At 70.4% G+C, this 19,733-nt stretch carries 20 protein-coding genes; 18 read left to right on the forward strand and 2 right to left on the reverse strand.

Features of this window, described 5'->3' with window-relative positions; genetic code table 11:
* The first annotated feature begins 42 nt into the window (after positions 1–42).
* The gene (locus tag SACCYDRAFT_RS09340) at positions 43–1,569 is read left to right on the forward strand and encodes a glycoside hydrolase family protein (RefSeq protein ID WP_043536320.1); all 1,527 of its coding nucleotides are present in this window, start codon (positions 43–45) and stop codon (positions 1,567–1,569) included.
* Here SACCYDRAFT_RS09340 and SACCYDRAFT_RS09345 read toward each other — a convergent pair.
* A complete protein-coding gene (locus SACCYDRAFT_RS09345; protein WP_198284980.1) occupies positions 1,566–2,051 on the reverse strand; it encodes a B-4DMT family transporter in 486 nt (161 codons plus the stop codon). The two genes, SACCYDRAFT_RS09340 and SACCYDRAFT_RS09345, sit on opposite strands and share 4 nt — an antisense overlap.
* A gap of 87 nt (positions 2,052–2,138) precedes the next feature.
* Here SACCYDRAFT_RS09345 and SACCYDRAFT_RS09350 point away from each other — a divergent pair, with 87 nt between their 5' ends.
* The 3 genes from SACCYDRAFT_RS09350 to nusB are packed head-to-tail and all read left to right on the forward strand — an operon-like array spanning position 2,139 to position 4,313.
* A complete protein-coding gene (locus SACCYDRAFT_RS09350) occupies positions 2,139–3,236 on the forward strand; it encodes a M24 family metallopeptidase (RefSeq protein ID WP_005455650.1) in 1,098 nt (365 codons plus the stop codon).
* A gap of 35 nt (positions 3,237–3,271) precedes the next feature.
* A complete protein-coding gene (gene efp, locus SACCYDRAFT_RS09355; RefSeq protein ID WP_005455651.1) occupies positions 3,272–3,829 on the forward strand; it encodes an elongation factor P in 558 nt (185 codons plus the stop codon).
* Between the two features lie 22 nt (positions 3,830–3,851).
* A complete protein-coding gene (gene nusB / locus SACCYDRAFT_RS09360; RefSeq protein ID WP_005455652.1) occupies positions 3,852–4,313 on the forward strand; it encodes a transcription antitermination factor NusB in 462 nt (153 codons plus the stop codon).
* 111 nt (positions 4,314–4,424) lie between these two features.
* On the opposite strand, the gene bldD is transcribed toward nusB, so the two are convergent.
* Complete coding sequence (gene bldD, locus SACCYDRAFT_RS09365; protein ID WP_005437450.1) at positions 4,425–4,913, reverse strand: transcriptional regulator BldD; 489 nt, start codon at positions 4,911–4,913, stop codon at positions 4,425–4,427.
* Positions 4,914–5,173: 260 nt separating this feature from the next.
* Here bldD and pyrR point away from each other — a divergent pair, with 260 nt between their 5' ends.
* The 14 genes from pyrR to SACCYDRAFT_RS26595 form a co-directional block, all read left to right on the forward strand.
* Complete coding sequence (gene pyrR, locus SACCYDRAFT_RS09370; protein ID WP_005455653.1) at positions 5,174–5,755, forward strand: bifunctional pyr operon transcriptional regulator/uracil phosphoribosyltransferase PyrR; 582 nt, start codon at positions 5,174–5,176, stop codon at positions 5,753–5,755.
* The gene (locus tag SACCYDRAFT_RS09375) at positions 5,752–6,687 is read left to right on the forward strand and encodes an aspartate carbamoyltransferase catalytic subunit (protein WP_005455655.1); all 936 of its coding nucleotides are present in this window, start codon (positions 5,752–5,754) and stop codon (positions 6,685–6,687) included. The genes pyrR and SACCYDRAFT_RS09375 overlap by 4 nt, the downstream gene beginning before the upstream one ends.
* A gap of 154 nt (positions 6,688–6,841) precedes the next feature.
* The gene (locus SACCYDRAFT_RS09380; RefSeq protein WP_043537175.1) at positions 6,842–8,122 is read left to right on the forward strand and encodes a dihydroorotase; all 1,281 of its coding nucleotides are present in this window, start codon (positions 6,842–6,844) and stop codon (positions 8,120–8,122) included.
* Positions 8,122–8,613 (forward strand): PH-like domain-containing protein, encoded by a 492-nt coding sequence (locus SACCYDRAFT_RS09385; protein WP_005455659.1) that lies wholly within the window; start codon positions 8,122–8,124, stop codon positions 8,611–8,613. The genes SACCYDRAFT_RS09380 and SACCYDRAFT_RS09385 overlap by 1 nt, the downstream gene beginning before the upstream one ends.
* Positions 8,610–9,752 (forward strand): glutamine-hydrolyzing carbamoyl-phosphate synthase small subunit, encoded by a 1,143-nt coding sequence (carA, locus tag SACCYDRAFT_RS09390; RefSeq protein ID WP_005455661.1) that lies wholly within the window; start codon positions 8,610–8,612, stop codon positions 9,750–9,752. Before SACCYDRAFT_RS09385 ends, carA begins: the two co-directional genes overlap by 4 nt.
* Positions 9,736–13,071, forward strand: a complete 3,336-nt coding sequence (carB, locus tag SACCYDRAFT_RS09395; protein ID WP_005455663.1) for a carbamoyl-phosphate synthase large subunit — start codon at positions 9,736–9,738, stop codon at positions 13,069–13,071. Before carA ends, carB begins: the two co-directional genes overlap by 17 nt.
* On the forward strand, positions 13,068–13,922 hold the full coding sequence (gene pyrF, locus SACCYDRAFT_RS09400) for an orotidine-5'-phosphate decarboxylase (RefSeq protein WP_005455667.1): 855 nt from the start codon (positions 13,068–13,070) through the stop codon (positions 13,920–13,922). Before carB ends, pyrF begins: the two co-directional genes overlap by 4 nt.
* A gap of 324 nt (positions 13,923–14,246) precedes the next feature.
* Positions 14,247–14,564 carry an integration host factor, actinobacterial type gene (gene mihF, locus SACCYDRAFT_RS09405; protein WP_005455668.1) on the forward strand — a complete coding sequence of 106 codons (318 nt, stop codon included), beginning with the start codon at positions 14,247–14,249 and terminating at the stop codon, positions 14,562–14,564.
* Positions 14,561–15,229, forward strand: a complete 669-nt coding sequence (gmk, locus tag SACCYDRAFT_RS09410; protein ID WP_005455669.1) for a guanylate kinase — start codon at positions 14,561–14,563, stop codon at positions 15,227–15,229. Before mihF ends, gmk begins: the two co-directional genes overlap by 4 nt.
* On the forward strand, positions 15,226–15,501 hold the full coding sequence (gene rpoZ, locus SACCYDRAFT_RS09415; protein ID WP_005455670.1) for a DNA-directed RNA polymerase subunit omega: 276 nt from the start codon (positions 15,226–15,228) through the stop codon (positions 15,499–15,501). The genes gmk and rpoZ overlap by 4 nt, the downstream gene beginning before the upstream one ends.
* Positions 15,502–15,508: 7 nt before the next feature.
* Positions 15,509–16,747 carry a bifunctional phosphopantothenoylcysteine decarboxylase/phosphopantothenate--cysteine ligase CoaBC gene (coaBC, locus tag SACCYDRAFT_RS09420; RefSeq protein WP_005455671.1) on the forward strand — a complete coding sequence of 413 codons (1,239 nt, stop codon included), beginning with the start codon at positions 15,509–15,511 and terminating at the stop codon, positions 16,745–16,747.
* Between the two features lie 47 nt (positions 16,748–16,794).
* Entirely contained in the window at positions 16,795–18,009 is a 1,215-nt protein-coding gene (gene metK, locus SACCYDRAFT_RS09425) for a methionine adenosyltransferase (RefSeq protein WP_005455672.1), read from the forward strand.
* A 58-nt stretch (positions 18,010–18,067) separates the two neighbouring features.
* Complete coding sequence (locus SACCYDRAFT_RS09430; protein WP_005455673.1) at positions 18,068–19,207, forward strand: acyltransferase family protein; 1,140 nt, start codon at positions 18,068–18,070, stop codon at positions 19,205–19,207.
* 37 nt (positions 19,208–19,244) lie between these two features.
* Positions 19,245–19,733, forward strand: a 489-nt coding sequence (locus SACCYDRAFT_RS26595) for a primosomal protein N' family DNA-binding protein (RefSeq protein WP_005455674.1), incomplete at its 3' end; no start/stop codon positions are given.

The raw sequence follows: 19,733 nt of genomic DNA on the forward strand, positions 1-19,733 counted from the left end.
GGTTCTCCGGTGCGGCGGAGGTGGGAGGTTCGGCGTTTCACCATGGGCACACCCCGTCATCGGAGTCCCTTGGGTGGGCCTGTGCCGGCAGTCGTCATGGTGCTGGTCGTGGCGCTCGTCGCGGCCTGCACGGCGGGCGAGGCGTCCCCCGACGCCCACCGGGCCGTGCCGTCGAGTGCGCCGACGGTGTCCAGTCAGGCCGGCTCCACACCGCCGGACGCACCGGTCACGCTCACGGTCGACAGCCTGCGCGGAGGCGAGCAGGTGGTGGCGAGCGGTGGTGCGGACGCGGTCTACAACTACGGCCCCACCGTGCTGGTCGACGGAGGCACCGTGCGGATGTGGTGGTGCAGCCAGTACGGGAGCGCGCCGCCCGCAGGCGACGACATCCTGTACGCCCAGGCGGACTCGCCGTCCGGCCCGTTCACTGGACCTGACGGAGGTATTCCGCGCGCCGTGTTCTCGGGTAACCCCGGCCACTTCGACGCGATGCACACCTGCGACCCGTCCGTCCTGCGGGTGAACGGGACGTACTACATGTACTACACCGGTGCGCGGGGCGAGGACGCCTACGGCAACGCCATCGGCGTGGCGACCAGCGACGACGGCCTGCACTGGAGCCGGCTCACGAACGAGCCGATCGTCACGCCCGCCCACGACACGACCCGCGACAACGCATACGGCGCGGGGCAGCCCGCAGCGGTGTACCTCGATGGCTGGTTCTACCTGATGTTCACCGACACCACGGGCCAGGCCGCGGGGTGGAACGGTGCGGGTCAGTTCGTGCTGAGGTCGCGGGACCCGGCGTTCGCGACGGGCGTCGAGGCGCTGGGCGGGGACGGCTTCGCCGCCGTGTCCAGCACCGCGGTCCCGCGCACGCGCTCGGTCGTGGACGCGTTCAGCGCCGACCTCATGTGGGTGGACGCCCTGGACGCCTTCGTCATCGCCCACCAGACCGCCGAAGGCACGACGCTGACGTTCTGGAACCGCGACTTCTCGGCGCAGCCCTACCATCCCGTGCTCGTCCGGAGCCGGTGGGAGGAGGGACCGGGCCTGGTGCGCCAACCCGACGGACACGCCCCGCTGTCGCAGCGCGACGTGTGCGGGCGGGTGCCGTTCGACGTCGTGCACGCCACGGTGATAGGGCAGGCTGCCGCCCCGACCGACCTGCGCCACTACGGGCTCGACGTGTACGGGATCGACGGTTGCGGCGAGGAGAGGCGTGCGCTCGCGGTACTCGACGGCGTCGCCATGCCCTCGCCGGTGCGCACGATGGACCTCGTCGTCGGTGGCCGGGTGGTGAGGGTCGACCGGCGGTCGGTGGCCACCGCACTGGCCGGGCACGTGCTGGACGAACGGCTCTCCGTGCTCGACAGGGTGCCCGTGTCGGCGCGGTTGTCGGCGGGTGCCCGGGGGGTGAGCGCACCGGGCGAGGGCCTCGGCGTCGTGCTGGACGGCACGCTGTGGCCGGTGACGTCGACGGCGGTGTTGGAGGCCAACGACTCACCGGCCGAGCCGATCACTCCCGAGCAGTGGCGGGCGTACCCGAAGGGGCCGGTGCTCGGTTAGCGAGCCGGTTCGGCCTTCCGGCGCGGCCGAGGTGACGGCCTGCGGCCGGTGTCCGCGTCGCGGTCGGACTCACCGTTCACGTCGTCGCGGTAGGAGGTGGCGATCCGTCCTCCCACCAGCAGACCGAGTCCGGCCGGCACGAGGACGAGCAGCGCGGTGAAGGCCGCCCCTCCCGTGAGGGCGGAGGCCAGTGCGCTCACTCCTGTCCGGTCCACGAACACGGCCCTGCCGACGACGGTGAGGACACCCGAGCCCACCCCGGCGACCAGCGCGGCCACGAACCAGGTGCGGCCCGCGTCGGCGAGGCCCGTCCACGCGTCGATCGCGCTCCACAGGGCCACCGTGCCCACGAGCACGGCGAGGGCGATCGCGGTGACGAGTGTGCGCTCGGTGGGCTGGAACACGGCGTACTTCGCGGTGGCGACGGCGGCAGCGGCATGCAGGACGGCCATGCCGAGTCCGCGAGGAAACCAGGACGGCATCTGCGTGACTGTACTGATCCGGCACGGGCGCGGGAACCGTTCGGGCATGATCGCGGTCGATGAGTGCACCGGGCCTAGACTGGCCCGGTGCCCGAGATTCACGCCGCGCGACGCCGCGCTCTCCGCCAGCGGTTCCAGGATGCCGAACTCGACGCCCTGCTCGTCACCGATCTGCGCAACATTCGCTATCTGACCGGGTTCACGGGGTCGAACGCCGCCCTGCTGGTGCACACCGACGGCGACGAGCGCAGTGTGTTCTGCACCGACGGCCGGTACACCACCCAGGCCGAGGCACAGGTGCCCGATCTGCGCAGGCTCATCGAGCGGCCGAGTGCACTGGCGCTTGTCCGGGATGCGGACGAACGGCTCGCCCGAGGGGCCACCGTCGGTTTCGAGAGTCAGCACGTCAGCGTGGAGCAGCACGCGGTGTTCACGGACGCGGCCGGGTCGGTGCTGCTGGCACGGGCGCCCGGACTGGTGGAACGGCTGCGGGAGGTGAAGGACGACACGGAGATCGCCGCGTTGCGCGCGGCGTGCGCGGCGGCCGACCGGGCACTGGCGGAGCTGCTGGAGCACGGCGGGCTGCGTCCGGGCCGCACCGAACGCGAGGTGGCACGCGACCTGGAGAACCGCATGGCCGACCATGGTGCGGAGGCCGTCGCCTTCCCCTCGATCGTCGCCGCGGGCGCCAACTCGGCGATACCGCACCACCGGCCCACCGACGCCGTGCTCGCGGCGGGGGACTTCGTGAAGCTCGATTTCGGCGCGGTGGTGGACGGGTACCACTCGGACATGACACGCACGATCGTGCTCGGCGAGCCCGCGCAGTGGCAGCGTGACCTGTACACACTGGTCGCCACGGCCCAGGCCGCGGGTACGGAGGCCGTCCGCCCCGGGCGGGAGGTCTCCGCCGTGGACGCCGCCGCGCGGACCGTGGTAGCCGAAGCCGGATACGGCGAGCAGTTCACCCACGGTCTCGGCCACGGTGTGGGACTGGACGTACACGAGGCGCCGAGCCTCGCGAAGACCGGCGTCGGTACACTGTCGACCTGCATGGCGGTCACCGTGGAGCCGGGGATCTACCTGGCGGGGCGCGGTGGCGTCCGTATCGAGGACACGCTCGTCGTGCGGGAGGGGACTCCCGAGCTCCTCACCATGAGCACCAAGGAACTCGTGGTCGCCTAGTCGCGGCCCCACCCGATACAGGAGAACGCACACTCGTGGCCACCACCAACGACCTCAAGAACGGCATGGTCCTCAATCTGGACGGCCAGTTGTGGTCCGTCGTCAACTTTCAGCACGTCAAGCCCGGTAAGGGCGGTGCCTTCGTCCGCACGACGTTGAAGCACGTCGTCAGCGGCAAGGTGGTGGACAGGACGTTCAACGCGGGCACCAAGGTCGACACCGCGACGGTCGACCGCAGGGACATGACGTACCTGTACAACGACGGGTCCCACTACGTGTTCATGGACACCGAGACCTACGACCAGCTCGAACTCTCGGCCGACCTCGTGGGCGACGCCGCCAACTTCCTGTTGGAGAACACCGAGGTGCAGGTCGGCATGCACGAGGGCACGCCGTTGTACGTCGAGCTGCCGACGTCGGTGGAGCTGACCATCGAGCACACCGACCCGGGGCTGCAGGGCGACCGCTCCACCGGCGGCACGAAGCCGGCGAGGCTGGAGACCGGCGCCGAGATCCAGGTGCCGCTGTTCCTCAGCAGCGGCGAGAAGATCAAGGTGGACACCCGCGACGGCCGTTACCTCGGCCGTGCCTGACCCTCGGACGGCGACGACCACGGTGAACGACGAGTCCCGTTCCTCCCGCCCCGCGCGCCGCGGGGGCATCAGCCGCCGCGCGTCCCGCCGACGCGCGGTGGAACTGCTGTACGAGGCGGCACTGCGTGACACCGACCCGGTGACTCTCCTGTCGGAGCGCGTCGGGTCGGTCGACGCCGACCCGGTCAGCGACTACACGATCGCCCTGGTGGAAGGCGTCGGTGAGAACCGCGAGCGCATCGACGAGGTGCTCGCTGAGCACGCACAGGGTTGGTCGTTGCAGCGCATGCCGCCGGTCGACCTCGCCGTGCTGAGGGTCGGCCTCTACGAACTGTTGTGGGCCGTGGACGTGCCCGACCCGGTCGCCATCGACGAGGCCGTGGGCATCGCCAAGCAGTTGTCGACCGACGACTCGCCGCGGTTCGTCAACGGCGTCCTGGGCCGGATCGGCACGATCGCCGACCGGCTGCGCGCGGTCCTCTGACGATTCCCGCCGTCCCGCCCGGAAGGCCGGGCACGGGGCGGACGGACGCCGAGGACCGCGCGGCCCGGAGCCGCGGCCGGGGGTGGCTTCCCCGCTGCGGCGGAAGCCGGGTCATTCCTCCGTGGACGGGCGGGCCTCCGGGGGCAGCACGCCCCAGTCGATGAGTTGCTCGGTCAGCTCACCCGGAGTCATGTCGTAGATGATGGCCAGCGACCGCAGGTCCTCGGTGCGGATCGACAGCACCTTGCCGTTGTAGTCACCTCGCTGGCTCTGGATGGTGGCGGCGTAGCGGGCCAGCGGTCCCACCTTCTCCGCCGGGAGCTGCTGCAGCCTCTCCAGGTTGATCACGATCTTGGTGGCGGGTTCGGCACCGGACGGCACCCTGCCCTCAGGCAGCAACTCGACCACCGGGACACCGTAGAAGTCGGCGAGTTCGGCCAGCTTCTGTACGGTCACCGCGCGGTCGCCCCGCTCGTAGGAGCCGACGACGACGGCCTTCCAGCGGCCGCCCGACTTCTGCTCCACCCCGTGCAAGGACAGGCCCTGTTGCTGGCGGATACCGCGGAGCTTGGCCCCGAGCGCCTTGGCGTAATCGCCCATGTGGTGGTTCTCCGTTTCCTCGCCCCGATGCGGCCACCGACGACCGACAGGGAACACTTGACCCGAATACTCAGAGTAATGGTTACGCCTCGTCGTCACCAGGTCAAGCAGATCATCGCCGCCTGGGGTTACTCACCGAGACAGACCACCCGTAAGGGCGAGGTCGCTAACCTGCTACCGTCGTGACGGTTCACCTGCGGAACCAGCGAAAAGAACTTCCTTTAAGGACCCGTCCAGCGAGGCGGGGAAGGAGACTTTCTGTGGCGTCACGACCACGTGGCGTGACCGGATCGGCTGCTGAGCGGGAGCTGCTCTCGGCCGGTGACGTCGCGCGCACCGTCGCCCGAATGGCCCACCAGGTCATCGAAAAAACCGCGCTGGGTGCTGAGGACATGCCTCCACCCGTGTTGCTGGGGATCCCCACGCGGGGGGCTCCGCTCGCCACCCGCCTCGGCGCGAAGATCACCGAGTTCTCCGGAGTGACCGTGCCCGCGGGCACGCTCGACATCACTCTCTACCGAGACGACCTCCGTCGCAGGCCCACGCGCCCCCTCGCGCAGACGCAGCTTCCCGACACCGGTATCGACGACCGCATCGTGATCCTGGTCGACGACGTCCTGTACTCCGGCCGCACCGTCAGGGCGGCGCTGGACGCGTTGCGTGATCACGGCAGGCCCAAGGCGGTGCAACTGGCGGTGCTCGTCGACCGGGGCCACCGCGAACTGCCCATCCGTGCCGACTACGTGGGCAAGAACGTGCCCACCTCGCGGTCGGAGGACGTCTCCGTGCTGCTCGACGAGGTGGACGGCCGGGACGCCGTGCTGCTGGGGGAGCGCCGATGAAGCACCTGCTGTCCACGGACGGCCTCGATGCCGCCTCGGCCACGGCGGTGCTCGACACGGCCGACGAGTTGAAGCGAACCCTGCTGGGCAGGGAGGTCCGCAAGCTGCCGACGCTGCGCGGGCGCACTGTCGTCACGTTGTTCTACGAGAACTCCACCCGCACCCGGGTGTCGTTCGAGATCGCGGGCAAGTGGATGAGTGCGGACGTGGTGAACGTCTCCGCGAGCTCCTCGTCGGTGGGCAAGGGCGAGTCACTGCGCGACACGGCCCTGACGCTGGCGGCGGCGGGTGCCGACTGCGTCGTGGTGAGGCATCCGGCTTCCGGGGCCGCTCACCGGCTCGCGGGCTGGCTGGCCGACGTGGGCACCAGCGTGGTCAACGCCGGTGACGGAACGCACGAGCACCCGACCCAGGCGTTGTTGGACGCGGCCACGCTGCGGGAGCGGCTCGGTGACCTCGACGGTCGCAGGGTGACCATCGTGGGGGACGTGCTGCACAGCCGGGTCGCGCGCTCGAACGTGCACCTGCTGTCGACGCTCGGCGCGGACGTGACGTTGGTCGCGCCTCCGACGTTGTTGCCGGTGGGAGTGGAGTCGTGGCCGGTGACCGTGTCCCATGACCTGGATTCCGTTCTGCCAGCCTCCGACGCTGTGATGATGTTGCGTGTGCAGGCGGAGCGCATGCACGGAGGTTTCTTCCCCTCGGCGCGGGAGTACTCGGTCGCGTACGGGCTGAACGAGACGAGGTCGCGGTTGCTGCCCGAACACGCCGTGGTGCTGCACCCGGGTCCGATGCTGCGGGGCATGGAGATCGCCTCGGTCGTGGCGGACGCGCCGAACGCGGCGATCACGGAACAGGTGCGCAACGGCGTGCACGTGAGGATGGCGGTGCTGTATCACCTGCTGGCGGGAGACGGAGGCGACCGTGGCTGAGGATTCGATGGCAGTTGCGGGCGCCGACCGGGTGCGGGTGTCCCGCAGGAACACGGAGGCGACCGTGGCTGAGGATTCGATGGCAGTTGCGGGCGCCGACCGGGTGCGGGTGTCCCGCAGGAGTACGGAGGCGACCGTGGCTGAGGATCGGACTGTGCTGCTGCGGCGGGTTCGGCCGTACGGCGAGGGAGAGCCGGTCGACGTACTCGTCTCCGACGGTGTGATCGCCGAGATCGGCAGCGTCGACCCGCCTGCCGGTGTCGAGGTGGTCGAGGGCCGGGGACAGGTGTTGCTGCCCGGGTTCGTCGACCTGCACACGCACCTGCGGGAGCCCGGCCGGGAGGACACCGAGACGATCGAGACCGGTTCGGCCGCGGCCGCGCTGGGTGGTTACACGGCGGTGTTCGCCATGGCCAACACCGATCCGGTGGCGGACAACGCGGTGGTGACCGATCACGTCTGGCGCCGGGGCCGTGAGGTCGGGCTCGTGGACGTGTACCCGGTCGGCGCCGTCACCGTGGGGCTCGCGGGCGAGCGGCTGGCCGAGATGGGCACGATGGCGAACTCCGCCGCCGGGGTGCGGATGTTCTCCGACGACGGGCACTGCGTCGCCGACCCGCTCGTGATGCGCAGGGCGCTGGAGTACTCGACCGCGCTCGGCGTGGTGGTGGCCCAGCACGCCGAGGAACCGCGCCTCACCGTCGGGGCGCAGGCGCACGAGGGCGAACGGGCCGCACGGCTCGGGTACCCGGGGTGGCCCGCCTCGGCGGAGGAGTCGATCGTCGCCCGCGACTGTGTGCTGGCGCGGCACGCGCGGGCCCGGCTGCACGTGTGCCACGTCTCGGCGGCGGGCACCGTGGACGTGTTGCGCTGGGCCAAGGAGCAGGGCACCGAGGTGTCGGCCGAGGTGACCCCCCATCACCTCCTGCTCACCGACGAGCGGCTGGCCACGTTCGACCCGGTCAACAAGGTCAACCCGCCGTTGCGCGCCGAGGCCGACGTGCGGCGGATGCGGCAGGCGCTGGCCGACGGGGTGATCGACTGCGTGGCCACCGACCACGCCCCCCACGCGCCGCAGGACAAGGACACCGAGTGGGCAGCCGCTCGTCCGGGGATGCTCGGGTTGCAGACCGCGCTGTCGGTGGTCGTGGAGACGATGGTCCGTCCCGGCCTCCTCGACTGGCGCGGGGTGGCGCGGGTCATGAGTGAACGGCCCGCCGAGATCGTCGGGCTGCCGGACCAGGGCAGGCCACTGGCCGTGGGCGAGCCCGCCAACCTCGTACTGGTGGACGCGGACGCGGAGTGGACGGTCCGCGGCGCCGAGTTGGCGAGCCGCGCGGCCAACACGCCGTACGAGGGGCTGCGGCTGCCCGCCGTGGTGAGCGCCACGTTGCTGCGCGGGCGTGTGACGTCGCGCGAAGGGAAGATTGTGTGATGGACAGGCTTCTGCTGACCCTGCTGTGCTTCGCTTTCTTCGCGCTCTGCCTCTACGGGATGTGGCGTGGCTGGCGACGACAGGCCCGCACCCAGAGCGTGCGCGTGCCGCCGTTTCCGGCCGTGCCCGCCGAGCGAGGCGAGCTGCTGCTCCAGACGCGAGGCCTCTACGTCAGCACGACGACGTCGGGGCACTGGCAGGACCGCATCGTCACCCGCGGCGTGGGCATGCGGGGACCTGCGGTACTGCGGCTCTACGACCGGGGCATCGAGGTCGATCGCGCCGGCGCCCCGGGTTTCTGGATTCCGCGTGACAGCGTCGTCCGCGTCGGTACGGCAAAAGGAATGGCGGGCAAGGTGATGGGCACCGAGAGCCTGTTGGTGCTCACGTGGCGCCTTGGAGACGTCGAGCTCGACACCGGTTTGCGCGGTGACGATCTTTCCGTCTACCCGCAGTGGATCGAGCAGGCCAAGGGAGGTGCCCAGGTATGACCGGCACACACGGCACGGACGCCGCCGCGCTCGTGCTTGAGGACGGGCGGATCTTCCGAGGGACGGCGTACGGAGCGCGCGGGCGCACCCTCGGCGAAGCGGTCTTCTGCACCGGCATGACCGGTTACCAGGAGACGCTGACTGACCCGTCGTACCACCGGCAGATCGTGGTGCAGACGGCGCCGCAGATCGGTAACACCGGCTGGAACGACGAGGACGACGAGTCGCACCGCATCTGGGTCGCGGGTTACGTGGTGCGCGACCCCGCGCGCAGGCCGTCCAACTGGCGGTCGACGCGGTCGCTGGACGACGCGCTGACCGAGCAGGGGGTGGTGGGCATCGCGGAGGTCGACACCCGCAGCCTCACCCGGCACATCCGGGAGCACGGCGCCATGCGCGCGGGGATCTTCTCCGGTGACGCGCTCGCCCCGGACGACGACCTGGTGGCGCAGGTGTTGGCGAGTCCGAGGATGAAGGGCTCCGACCTCGCCCGCGAGGTGACCACCGCGAAGCCGTACGTGGTGCCCGCGGTGGGCGGGACCCGGTTCCGGGTGGCGGCGCTGGACCTCGGCATCAAGGCGAACACGCCGAGGCAGCTGACGCAGCGCGGTATCGAGGTGCACGTGCTGCCCGCGGGCAGCGGCCTCGACGACATCCTCGCCGTCGACCCGCACGGCGTGTTCCTCTCCAACGGCCCCGGTGACCCGGAGACGCAGGGCGACGCGATCGAACTCACGCGCCGCGTGCTGGAGCGCGAACTGCCACTGTTCGGCATCTGCTTCGGTAACCAGATCCTCGGCAGGGCACTGGGCCTTTCGACCTACAAGATGCGCTTCGGCCACCGGGGCGCCAACATCCCCGTTCTCGACGCCGCCACGGGCCGGGTGGCGATCACCTCGCAGAACCACGGCTTCGCCCTGGAGGGCGAGCCGGGACAGCACTTCGACTCGCCGTTCGGTAAGGCGCACGTGAGTCACCACTGCGCCAACGACGGCACCGTGGAGGGCCTGCGCTGCGAGGAGGTGCCCGCGTTCTCGGTGCAGTACCACCCCGAGGCCGCCGCGGGCCCGCACGACGCGGCGCCGCTGTTCGACGACTTCGTGACCCTGATGGAGGCCCGCCATGCCCAAGCGCAGTGACATCGAGCACGTACTCGTGATCGGGTCGGGGCCGATCGTCATCGGCCAGGCCGCCGAGTTCGACTACTCCGGTACCCAGGCGTGTCGCGTGCTGCGCGCAGAGGGCCTGCGCGTGAGCCTGGTGAACTCCAACCCGGCGACCATCATGACCGACCCGGAGTTCGCCGACTCGACCTACGTGGAGCCGGTGACCCCGGAGTTCGTGGAGAAGGTCATCGTCGCCGAGCAGGAGAAGGGCAGGCCGATCGACTCGCTGCTGGCCACCCTCGGCGGTCAGACGGCGCTGAACTGCGCGGTCGCGCTCCACGAGCGCGGGGTGCTGGAGAAGTACGGCATCGAGCTCATCGGTGCCGACGTCGACGCCATCCAGCGCGGCGAGGATCGGCAGAAGTTCAAGGACATCGTGCGGGCCATCGGGGGCGGGGTGCCGCGCAGCGCCGTGTGCCACTCGATGGAGGAGGTCCGGGAGACCGTCGCGGAACTCGGCCTGCCGGTGGTCATCCGGCCGTCGTTCACCATGGGCGGGCTGGGGTCCGGCATGGCGCACACGACCGAGGAGCTCGAACGCATGGCGTCGTTCGGTCTCGAGGAGAGCCCGGTCACCGAGGTGCTCATCGAGGAAAGCGTCCTCGGGTGGAAGGAGTACGAGCTGGAGCTCATGCGCGACCGGCACGACAACGTGGTGGTCGTGTGCTCCATCGAGAACTTCGACCCGATGGGCGTGCACACCGGCGACTCGGTCACCGTGGCGCCCGCGATGACGCTCACCGACCGCGAGTACCAGCACATGCGCGACGTCGGTATCGCGGTGCTGCGCGAGGTCGGCGTGGACACCGGTGGCTGCAACATCCAGTTCGCCGTCAACCCCGAGGACGGCCGCATGGTCGTCATCGAGATGAACCCGAGGGTGTCGCGGTCGTCGGCCCTGGCGTCGAAGGCCACCGGTTTCCCCATCGCCAAGATCGCCGCCAAGCTCGCCATCGGGTACACGCTCGACGAGATCACGAACGACATCACCGGCGAGACACCCGCGTCGTTCGAGCCGACGCTCGACTACGTGGTCGTCAAGATGCCGCGCTTCGCGTTCGAGAAGTTCCCCGGCGCCGACCCGATGCTCACCACGACGATGAAGAGCGTCGGGGAGGCGATGTCCATCGGCCGCAGCTTCCCCGAGGCGCTGGGCAAGGCCATGCGCTCACTGGAGACCAAGGCCGTCGGCTTCTGGACCAGGCCCGATCCCGAGGGCGTGACGCTCGAGTCGACGCTCGAACAGCTGCGCACTCCCCATGAGGGCCGCGTCTACACCGTGGAACGGGCGCTGCGTCTCGGCGCCACCGTGGAGCAGATCCACGAGGCCAGCGGCATCGACCCGTGGTTCATCGACCAGCTCGCCTTCATCGGGGAGGTCGGAACCCAGGTCCGCGACGCGCCCGTGCTGGGGGAGAACCTGCTGCGCAAGGCCAAGCGGGTCGGTCTGTCCGACCGGCAGATCGCGGCTCTGCGTCCCGAACTGGCCGGTGAGGACGGCGTGCGGGCTCTGCGGCACCGGCTGGGTGTCCGCCCGGTCTTCAAGACCGTGGACACCTGTGCCGCGGAGTTCGAGGCGAAGACGCCGTACCACTACTCGGCCTACGAGGCCGACGCGAACGCGGAGTCCGAGGTGACCCCGCAACGCGAGAAGCCGAAGGTGCTCATCCTCGGCTCGGGGCCGAACCGCATCGGCCAGGGCATCGAGTTCGACTACTCGTGCGTGCACGCCGCGCTGGCCCTGCGCGAGGCCGGGTTCGAGGCCGTGATGGTCAACTGCAACCCGGAGACGGTGTCCACCGACTACGACACCTCCGACCGCCTGTACTTCGAACCGCTCACGTTCGAGGACGTGCTCGAGATCGTGCACGCCGAGCAGGCCTCCGGTGAGGTCGCCGGGGTCATCGTGCAGCTCGGCGGCCAGACGCCGCTCGGCCTCGCCCAGCGGCTCGCCGACGCGGGTGTGCCCGTGGTGGGTACGCCGCCCGAGGCCATCCACCTCGCCGAGGAACGCGGGGCGTTCGGCGACGTGCTCACGGCCGCGGGGCTGCCCGCACCGAAGTACGGCATGGCGACGTCGTTCGACGAGGCCCGCCGCATCGCGGACGAGATCGGTTATCCGGTGCTCGTGCGGCCCTCGTACGTGCTGGGTGGCCGGGGCATGGAGATCGTCTACGACGAGGAGTCGCTGCGCGGCTACATCGAGCGCGCCACCGAGGTGACGCCCGAACACCCGGTGCTGGTCGACCGCTTCCTCGACGACGCCATCGAGATCGACGTCGACGCGCTCTACGACGGCGAGGAGCTGTACCTGGGCGGGGTCATGGAGCACATCGAGGAGGCCGGGGTGCACTCCGGTGACTCGGCGTGCGCGCTGCCGCCCATCACGCTGGGCCACACCGACCTGGAGACGGTGCGCCGCTCGACCGAGGCCATCGCCAGGGGCATCGGCGTGCGGGGCCTGCTCAACGTCCAGTACGCCCTCAAGGACGACGTCCTGTACGTGCTGGAGGCCAATCCCAGGGCGTCGCGGACCGTGCCGTTCGTGTCGAAGGCCACCGCGGTGCCGCTGGCGAAGGCGGCGGCGTTGCTCATGACCGGTTCGTCGATCGCCGGGCTGCGGGCCCAGGGCGTCCTGCCCGCCGAGGGCGACGGCGGGATGCTGCCGGTGGGGTCCCCGGTCGCGGTGAAGGAGGCGGTCCTGCCGTTCCACCGTTTCCGCACACCGGAGGGCCAGGGTGTCGACTCGCTGCTCGGCCCCGAGATGAAGTCGACGGGCGAGGTGATGGGCGTCGACCTGTCCTTCGGCGAGGCGTTCGCGAAGTCCCAGGCCGGGGCGTACGGGTCGCTGCCCACCCACGGGACCGTGTTCGTGTCGGTCGCCAACCGCGACAAGCGGTCGCTGGTGTTTCCGGTGAAGCGGCTCGCGGACCTCGGTTTCAAGGTGCTGGCGACGGAGGGCACGGCGGAGGTGTTGCGGCGCAACGGCATCGAGTGCGCGGTGGTGCGCAAGCACTACCAGGGCAGCACACCCGACGAGCCCAACATCGTCGAGGTGATCCTCGACGGCGGCGTCGACATGGTGATCAACACGCCGTACGGCAACAGCGGGCCGCGCGTGGACGGCTACGAGATCCGCACGGCGGCCGTGTCGCGGGGCATCCCGTGCATCACGACGGTGCAGGGGGCCGCCGCGGCCGTGCACGGCATCGAGGCGCTGATCCGCGGTGACATCGTCGCGCGCTCGCTCCAGGAGCTCCAGGCCACCGTCCGCGAGGTGACCGGCGCGTGAGCGGAGAAGACGCTGCGGGCGTGCGGTCGTTCGGCGCGCGGCTGGCCGAGGTGACGGCCGCGCGCGGACCGCTGTGCGTGGGCGTGGATCCGCATCCGGCGCTGCTTCAGGCGTGGGGACTGCCCGTCGACGTGAGCGGGCTCGAACGGTTCGCCCTGACGGCCACGGAGGCTCTCGCGGGCTCCGTGGCCGTGCTGAAGCCGCAGTCCGCCTTCTTCGAGGCGTACGGGGCGGCGGGGATCGCGGTGCTCGAGCGCGTCCTCACCACCACCCGGCAGGCCGGCGCGCTGGTGCTGCTGGACGTCAAGCGCGGCGACATCGGGTCGACGATGGCCGCCTACACGGCCGCCTACCTCGCCGACGGCGCGCCACTGGCGGCCGATGCCATCACCGTGTCGCCCTACCTCGGGTTCGGTTCGTTGGACCCCGCCCTGGCGCAGGCGCGCCGTACGGGGCGTGGGGTGTTCGTGCTCGCACGGACGTCCAACCCGGAGGGACACACCGTCCAGCGGGCCCGGAACTCCGGCGGTGCCACCATCGCGCAGTCCATTGTGGACGCGGCGGCGGAGTGCAACGCGGGTGCGGAGCCACTCGGCGACGTCGGTGTGGTGGTCGGCGCCACCGTGGAGCCGGGGGAAGTGCGGTTGGACACGCTCAACGGCCCCGTACTCGCCCCGGGCTTCGGTGCCCAGGGTGCCACCGCGGAGGACGTGCGGCGGGTGTTCGGCACGGGCCTGCGGGGCCTGCTGCCGACGTCGTCGCGGGACGTCCTGCGCCACGGTCCCGCTGCCGAGGCGCTGCGGTCGGCTGCGGAACGGGCGAGGGACAGTCTCGCGTCCATCCTGCCGTAACCGCCCGCGGCTTCGGTACAAGCCCTGGTCCGACCACATTTTGATCTTGCACTACGCTACGCCTCGTGGCGTCAGGCGGGGTTCCGGCGCGATGAACAGAGCGTTTGATTCCGATCTCCCGGCCCGGCACCGGGCAGGGGTCTTCGTGAGTAAGGTCGTCTCTGGCCGTGTCACGGCGCCCAGTCGTGAGACGGTTCCCACCGTGTCGTCGGCCGAGTCCGGCGACATCTGCGGTCGGCGCCACCCCCGCATTGAGAGTCCAGGTCGAGGGTGGGTACGGTCGCCACACCCACCCAGAATTTTTGAGTAACACCGGAGGAAAACGTGGCACTTCCCCAGCTCACCGAGGAACAGCGTGCTGCGGCGCTGGAGAAGGCCGCCGCCGCCCGTCGCGCTCGCGCAGAGCTCAAGGAAAGGCTCAAGCGCGGCGGTACGACCCTCGCCGACGTGCTGAAGCAGGCCGACGAGGACGAGGTTCTCGGCAAGATGAAGGTCTCCGCTCTGCTGGAGGCCCTGCCGGGCGTGGGCAAGGTGCGCGCGCAGCAGACGATGGAGCGGTTGGAGATCGCTTCCAGCCGTCGTCTGCGCGGCCTCGGCGACAGGCAGCGTAAGGCGCTGCTGGCCGAGTTCAGCGGCGAGTGAGCGAGCAGGACCGCGGCTCGAACGCGGCGGGCTTCCCGGCCGGCCGTGCGATGCAGGGTGAGCCGGTGCCGGGCGTGAGCCCACGGCACCGGCTCACCGTCGTCTCGGGACCGTCCGGGGTCGGCAAGTCGAGCGTCGTCGCGGAGCTGCGCAGGCTGTGCCCCGACATCTACTTCAGCGTGTCGGTGACCACGCGTCCGCCGCGTGTGGGCGAGGTGGACGGCGAGCACTACCACTTCGTCGACCGGGACACCTTCGAGACGATGGCGCGTGGCGGCGAGCTGCTCGAACACGCCGAGTTCGCGGGCAACCGCTACGGCACCCCCCGGGCGCCCGTGGAACGGATGCTGCGCGCGGGACGCCCGGCGGTGTTGGAGATCGAACTCAAGGGCGCCCGCCAGGTGCGCAGGGCGATGCCCGAGGCGCAGTTGGTGATGCTGCTGCCGCCGTCCTGGGAGGAACTGGTCGGCAGGCTCACCGGCCGCGGCACGGAACAGGACGAGGCCGTGCGTGCGCGCCTGCGGGAGGCGGAGAGAGAACTCGCGGCGGCCGACGAGTTCGACGAGCGTATCGTCAACGCCGACGTGCGGACAGCCGCACGCCAGTTGCTAAGCTTGGTGACTGGCCGAACCACCGTTTGCGACGAGACGGAGCACAGTCAGTGACCGCGATTACGCTGGGTCCGCAGGGTGAGCAGCTCGAAGGCATCACCAACCCGCCCATCGACGACCTGCTCGAGAAGGTCAGCTCCAAGTACGCTCTCGTGATCTACGCGGCGAAGCGCGCCCGTCAGATCAACGACTACTACGCCCAGCTCGGCGAGGGGCTGCTGGAGTACGTGGGTCCGCTCGTGGAGCCGGGCCCGAGGGAGAAGCCGCTGTCGATCGCTCTGCGCGAGATCCACTCGGGTCTGCTGGAGCACACCGAAGGCGAGTAGTCCGCCGGTGGGAACACGGCCACGGGTCGTCCTGGGCGTCGGCGGTGGCATCGCCGCCTACAAGGCGTGCGAGGTGTTGCGCGGGCTCACCGAGACCGGGCACGACGTCCGAGTCGTCCCCACCGCCGCCGCCCTGAACTTCGTCGGGGCCGCCACGTTCGAGGCGCTGTCGGGACACCCGGTGAACACCGACGTGTTCAGCCGGGTTCCGGAGGTACAGCACGTCCGGGTCGGCCAGGAGGCGGACCTGGTGCTGGTCGTGCCCGCGACGGCGGACCTGATGGCCAAGGCGGCGCACGGACTCGCGGACGACCTGCTCACCAACACCCTGCTGACGGCCCGGTGCCCGGTGGCGTTCTTCCCCGCCATGCACACGGAGATGTGGGAGCATCCGGCCACCCGCGACAACGTGGCGTTGCTGCGCTCGCGGGGTGTGGTGGTCACCGAACCCGATTCCGGCCGGTTGACGGGCAAGGACACCGGCAAGGGCAGGCTCGCCGACCCGAAGGAGATCGTCGACCTCGCCCGCCTCCTCCTGGCCCGCGCCGACGCGCTGCCCCGGGATCTGGAGGGCGTGCGGGTCGTCGTGTCCGCCGGGGGAACGCGGGAGCCGCTGGATCCGGTGCGCTTCCTCGGCAACCGGTCGTCGGGCAAGCAGGGTTACGCACTGGCCAGGGTCGCCGCGCAGCGAGGAGCCGACGTGACGCTCGTGGCCGCGCACACGGCCGCGCTGCCCGATCCCGCGGGCGTGCACGTGGTGCGGGTCTCCACGGCCGCTGAGCTGGAAACCGCGGTGAACACGGCCGCCGAGGGCGCCGACGTCGTCGTCATGGCGGCGGCGGTCGCGGACTTCCGCCCCGTCGACCGCGCCGAACACAAGATCAAGAAGAAGGACGACGGATCGGCGCCGACGGTGGTGCTGACCCGCAATCCGGACGTGCTCGCCGGTCTCGTGGAACGGCGGCGCCCCGGTCAGCTCATGGTGGGCTTCGCGGCCGAGACGGGCGACGAGCACGGAAGCGTGCTCGACCACGCTCGCACGAAACTGAAGCGCAAGGGCGTGGATCTGCTGGTGGTCAACGCCGTCGGCGAGGGCCGTGCGTTCGAGGTCGACGACAACACCGGCTGGGTCCTGTCGGCCGACGGCCTCGAACAGCGCATCCCCATGGGCTCGAAGTCCGAGCTGGCGACCACCGTGTGGGACGCGGTGTCGGAGTTGGTGCGTGTGGGTGGGCGCTCCCAGTAGGCTTTTGTCGCATCGACTTCTCGAGTGAGGATGGGGCGAAGAGTCCGGTGAGTGCGTCGAACCGCAGGTTGTTCACGTCGGAGTCGGTGACCGAGGGTCACCCCGACAAGGTCTGTGACTCGATCAGCGACTCGATTCTGGACGCGCTGCTGAGCAAGGACCCGAACAGCCGGGTCGCGGTGGAGTCCCTCATCACCACCGGGCAGGTGCACGTGGCCGGTGAGGTGACCACCGAGGCGTACGCCGACATCCCGACCATCGTGCGCGATCGGATCCTGGAGATCGGCTACGACTCGTCGGCGAAGGGCTTCGACGGTGCCTCGTGCGGCGTGAACGTGGCCATCGGTTCGCAGTCGCCCGACATCGCGCAGGGCGTGGACACCGCCTACGAGACCCGGGTCGGCGAGCACGATCCGAGCGGCGTCGACGAGCTCGACCGTCAGGGTGCGGGTGACCAGGGATTGATGTTCGGCTACGCGTGCTCGGACACCCCGGAGCTGATGCCGCTGCCCATCGCGCTGGCCCATCGACTGGCCCGCCGGCTGACGGCCGTCCGTAAGGACGGTGTGCTGCCGTACCTGCGGCCGGACGGCAAGACGCAGGTGACCATCGAGTACGAGGGTGACCGCCCGGTGCGGCTGGACACCGTGGTGATCTCCAGCCAGCACGCCGAGGGCATCGACCTCCAGAAGCTCCTCGCGGTCGACGTCGCCGAGCACGTGGTGACGCCGGTGTTGCGGGAGATGGACTGGGAGCAGGAGGACACCCGCCTGCTCGTGAACCCGACGGGCCGGTTCGTGGTGGGTGGTCCGATGGGGGACGCGGGGTTGACGGGTCGCAAGATCATCGTCGACACCTACGGCGGTATGGCGCGGCACGGTGGGGGTGCCTTCTCGGGTAAGGACCCGTCGAAGGTGGACCGCTCGGCGGCCTACGCGATGCGGTGGGTCGCCAAGAACATCGTCGCCGCCGGACTCACGGGCCGAGTGGAGGTCCAGGTGGCGTACGCCATCGGTAAGGCAGCGCCGGTGGGGTTGTTCGTGGAGACCTTCGGTACCGAGAAGGTCGATCCGGCCAAGATCCAGGCCGCGATCACCGAGGTGTTCGACCTGCGTCCGGCCGCGATCATCCGCGACCTCGACCTGTTGCGGCCGATCTACGCGCCCACGGCGGCCTACGGTCACTTCGGTCGTACCGACCTCGACCTTCCCTGGGAGAGGACCGACCGGGTCGACGAACTCAGGAGCGCTGTCGGAGCGTGACGACGGGTGACCACCCCTTCGGGGGGAGTTTCGCGCGGTGGCCTAGACTTCCGAACTCATGACGCAGGCGCAGGAGGCCCTGTCCGGCCCGGTGACGGCGGCGGAACCTGAGAAAGCCAAACCCCGGAAACCGCGCTACATCAGCTGGGACGCCATCCGCGTGGTCGGCATCCTGGCCGTTCTGGCCTTCCACTCGACACTGCTCGCGCCGGTGGACCTGCCCGGTTTCGACCTGCCACCCGAGCCGCTGCGCATGGACTTCCCGTTCGGCGCCTCGGTGCTGATCACGGTGTCGGGCTACTTCGCCGCGATGACGATCGGCAAGCACTCGTCGCTGCGCTGGTGGCTGCGCAGGCTCGCGCGCCTGCTGCCCGCGTTCTGGGTCGCCGTGCTGGTGATCTTCGCTGCGACCCTGTTGTTCGCGCCCGAGGGACTGCCGCGGCACACCTACGGCGACCTGATCGGCAACCTCGCGTTGGTGCACCTGCTGGTGCCTGACATCGCCTACATCGACCTCGCGCACTGGACCGTGCCGGTGCAGGTGGCCGGGTTCACGGCCATCGCGCTGCTCGCGGCGTTCCGGGTGCGTGGTCGCGCGGCGACGGCCGTGATGTGGGCCGTGTTGCTCGTGCCGCTCGCCGTCCGCTACGTGTTCATGGGGCCGGGCGACATCGTGCCGGCATGGCTGTCCATCGCCATGGACGGCACCGGGCTCAACCGTGCGCACCTGCTCCTGGCGGGTGTGGCGATCTACCGGTGGTCGAAGCACCGGTTGTCGTTCACACAGCTGTACCTGATGTTGATCGCCGTGCTGCTCGCGCACGACCTGCACCCGCCGGCCAACGACGCCGTGCTGGCGTACGCGGTCGCCATGGTGCTGATCTGCGTGGCCGCCTACGAACCGGCGTGGAACGGCCGCGTGTTCGCGGCACTGGAGCGGCCGATCCGCTGGCTCGCCGGTATCTCCTACGGCGTCTACCTCATGCACTTCGTGATGGGCAGCATCGTCGCCCGCCACCTCGCCGACCTGGGCGTGCCGTGGTGGGGCTGGGTGCCCGCGTGGTTCGTCACGGCCATCGTGCTGGGCTGGGCGTTGACGAGGTGCGTGGAGCAGCCCGCGTTCGACTTCTTCAACAAGTGGCTCACCCCGAAGGGAAAACCCGTTCCGAAGACGCGCCCCGCGCGACCGTCCGTGTGACGCGGGAGGGCCGTGCGGGTCTGGTAAAGGTGAACCGATGAGCCGCTCGGACACCGACCCGCCACGCGACCAGCCCTCCGACGCACTGTGGGACCTGCCGAAGCCCGCGTCGACGGCGTCGCGAAGCGCGAAAGCCGGCCGGGAGGCGAAGGCGCGGCGTGCGGGGAAGGGCAGGCGGCAGCCCGCGGAGACCGACCCCGTCGCGCGCGTGCTGGTGGACGTGCCGTTGGCTCACCTCGACCGCACCTTCGACTACCAGGTGCCGCGGGAGTTCGCCGACAGCGCCGTCCCGGGGTGCCGGGTGCGGGTGCGGTTCGCGGGGCAGCTCGTGGACGGCTACCTGCTGGAGCGGGCGTCGACCACCGACTACACCCGGAAGCTGGCGTTCCTGGAACGCGTGGTCTCCGCCGAACGCGTGTTGCCTCCCGCCCTGCTGCAGGTGTGCCGCGCGGTCGCCCGCCGTTACGGCGGCACCCTCGCCGACGTGGTGCGGCTTGCCGTTCCGCCTCGGCACGCGCGGGTGGAG

Source organism: Saccharomonospora cyanea NA-134 (assembly GCF_000244975.1).
GTDB classification, from domain to species: domain Bacteria; phylum Actinomycetota; class Actinomycetes; order Mycobacteriales; family Pseudonocardiaceae; genus Saccharomonospora; species Saccharomonospora cyanea.

What these genes read in the sequence shown, in the direction of transcription:
- SACCYDRAFT_RS09430 (WP_005455673.1), top strand. Translation starts at nt 18,068, where the DNA reads ATGACGCAGGCGCAGGAGGCCCTGTCCGGCCCGGTGACGGCGGCGGAA.
- carA (WP_005455661.1), top strand. Translation starts at nt 8,610, where the DNA reads ATGACCGGCACACACGGCACGGACGCCGCCGCGCTCGTGCTTGAGGAC.
- SACCYDRAFT_RS09385 (WP_005455659.1), top strand. Translation starts at nt 8,122, where the DNA reads ATGGACAGGCTTCTGCTGACCCTGCTGTGCTTCGCTTTCTTCGCGCTC.
- SACCYDRAFT_RS09345 (WP_198284980.1), bottom strand. Translation starts at nt 2,051, where the DNA reads ATGCCGTCCTGGTTTCCTCGCGGACTCGGCATGGCCGTCCTGCATGCC.
- SACCYDRAFT_RS09375 (WP_005455655.1), top strand. Translation starts at nt 5,752, where the DNA reads ATGAAGCACCTGCTGTCCACGGACGGCCTCGATGCCGCCTCGGCCACG.
- carB (WP_005455663.1), top strand. Translation starts at nt 9,736, where the DNA reads ATGCCCAAGCGCAGTGACATCGAGCACGTACTCGTGATCGGGTCGGGG.
- bldD (WP_005437450.1), bottom strand. Translation starts at nt 4,913, where the DNA reads ATGGGCGATTACGCCAAGGCGCTCGGGGCCAAGCTCCGCGGTATCCGC.
- SACCYDRAFT_RS09340 (WP_043536320.1), top strand. Translation starts at nt 43, where the DNA reads ATGGGCACACCCCGTCATCGGAGTCCCTTGGGTGGGCCTGTGCCGGCA.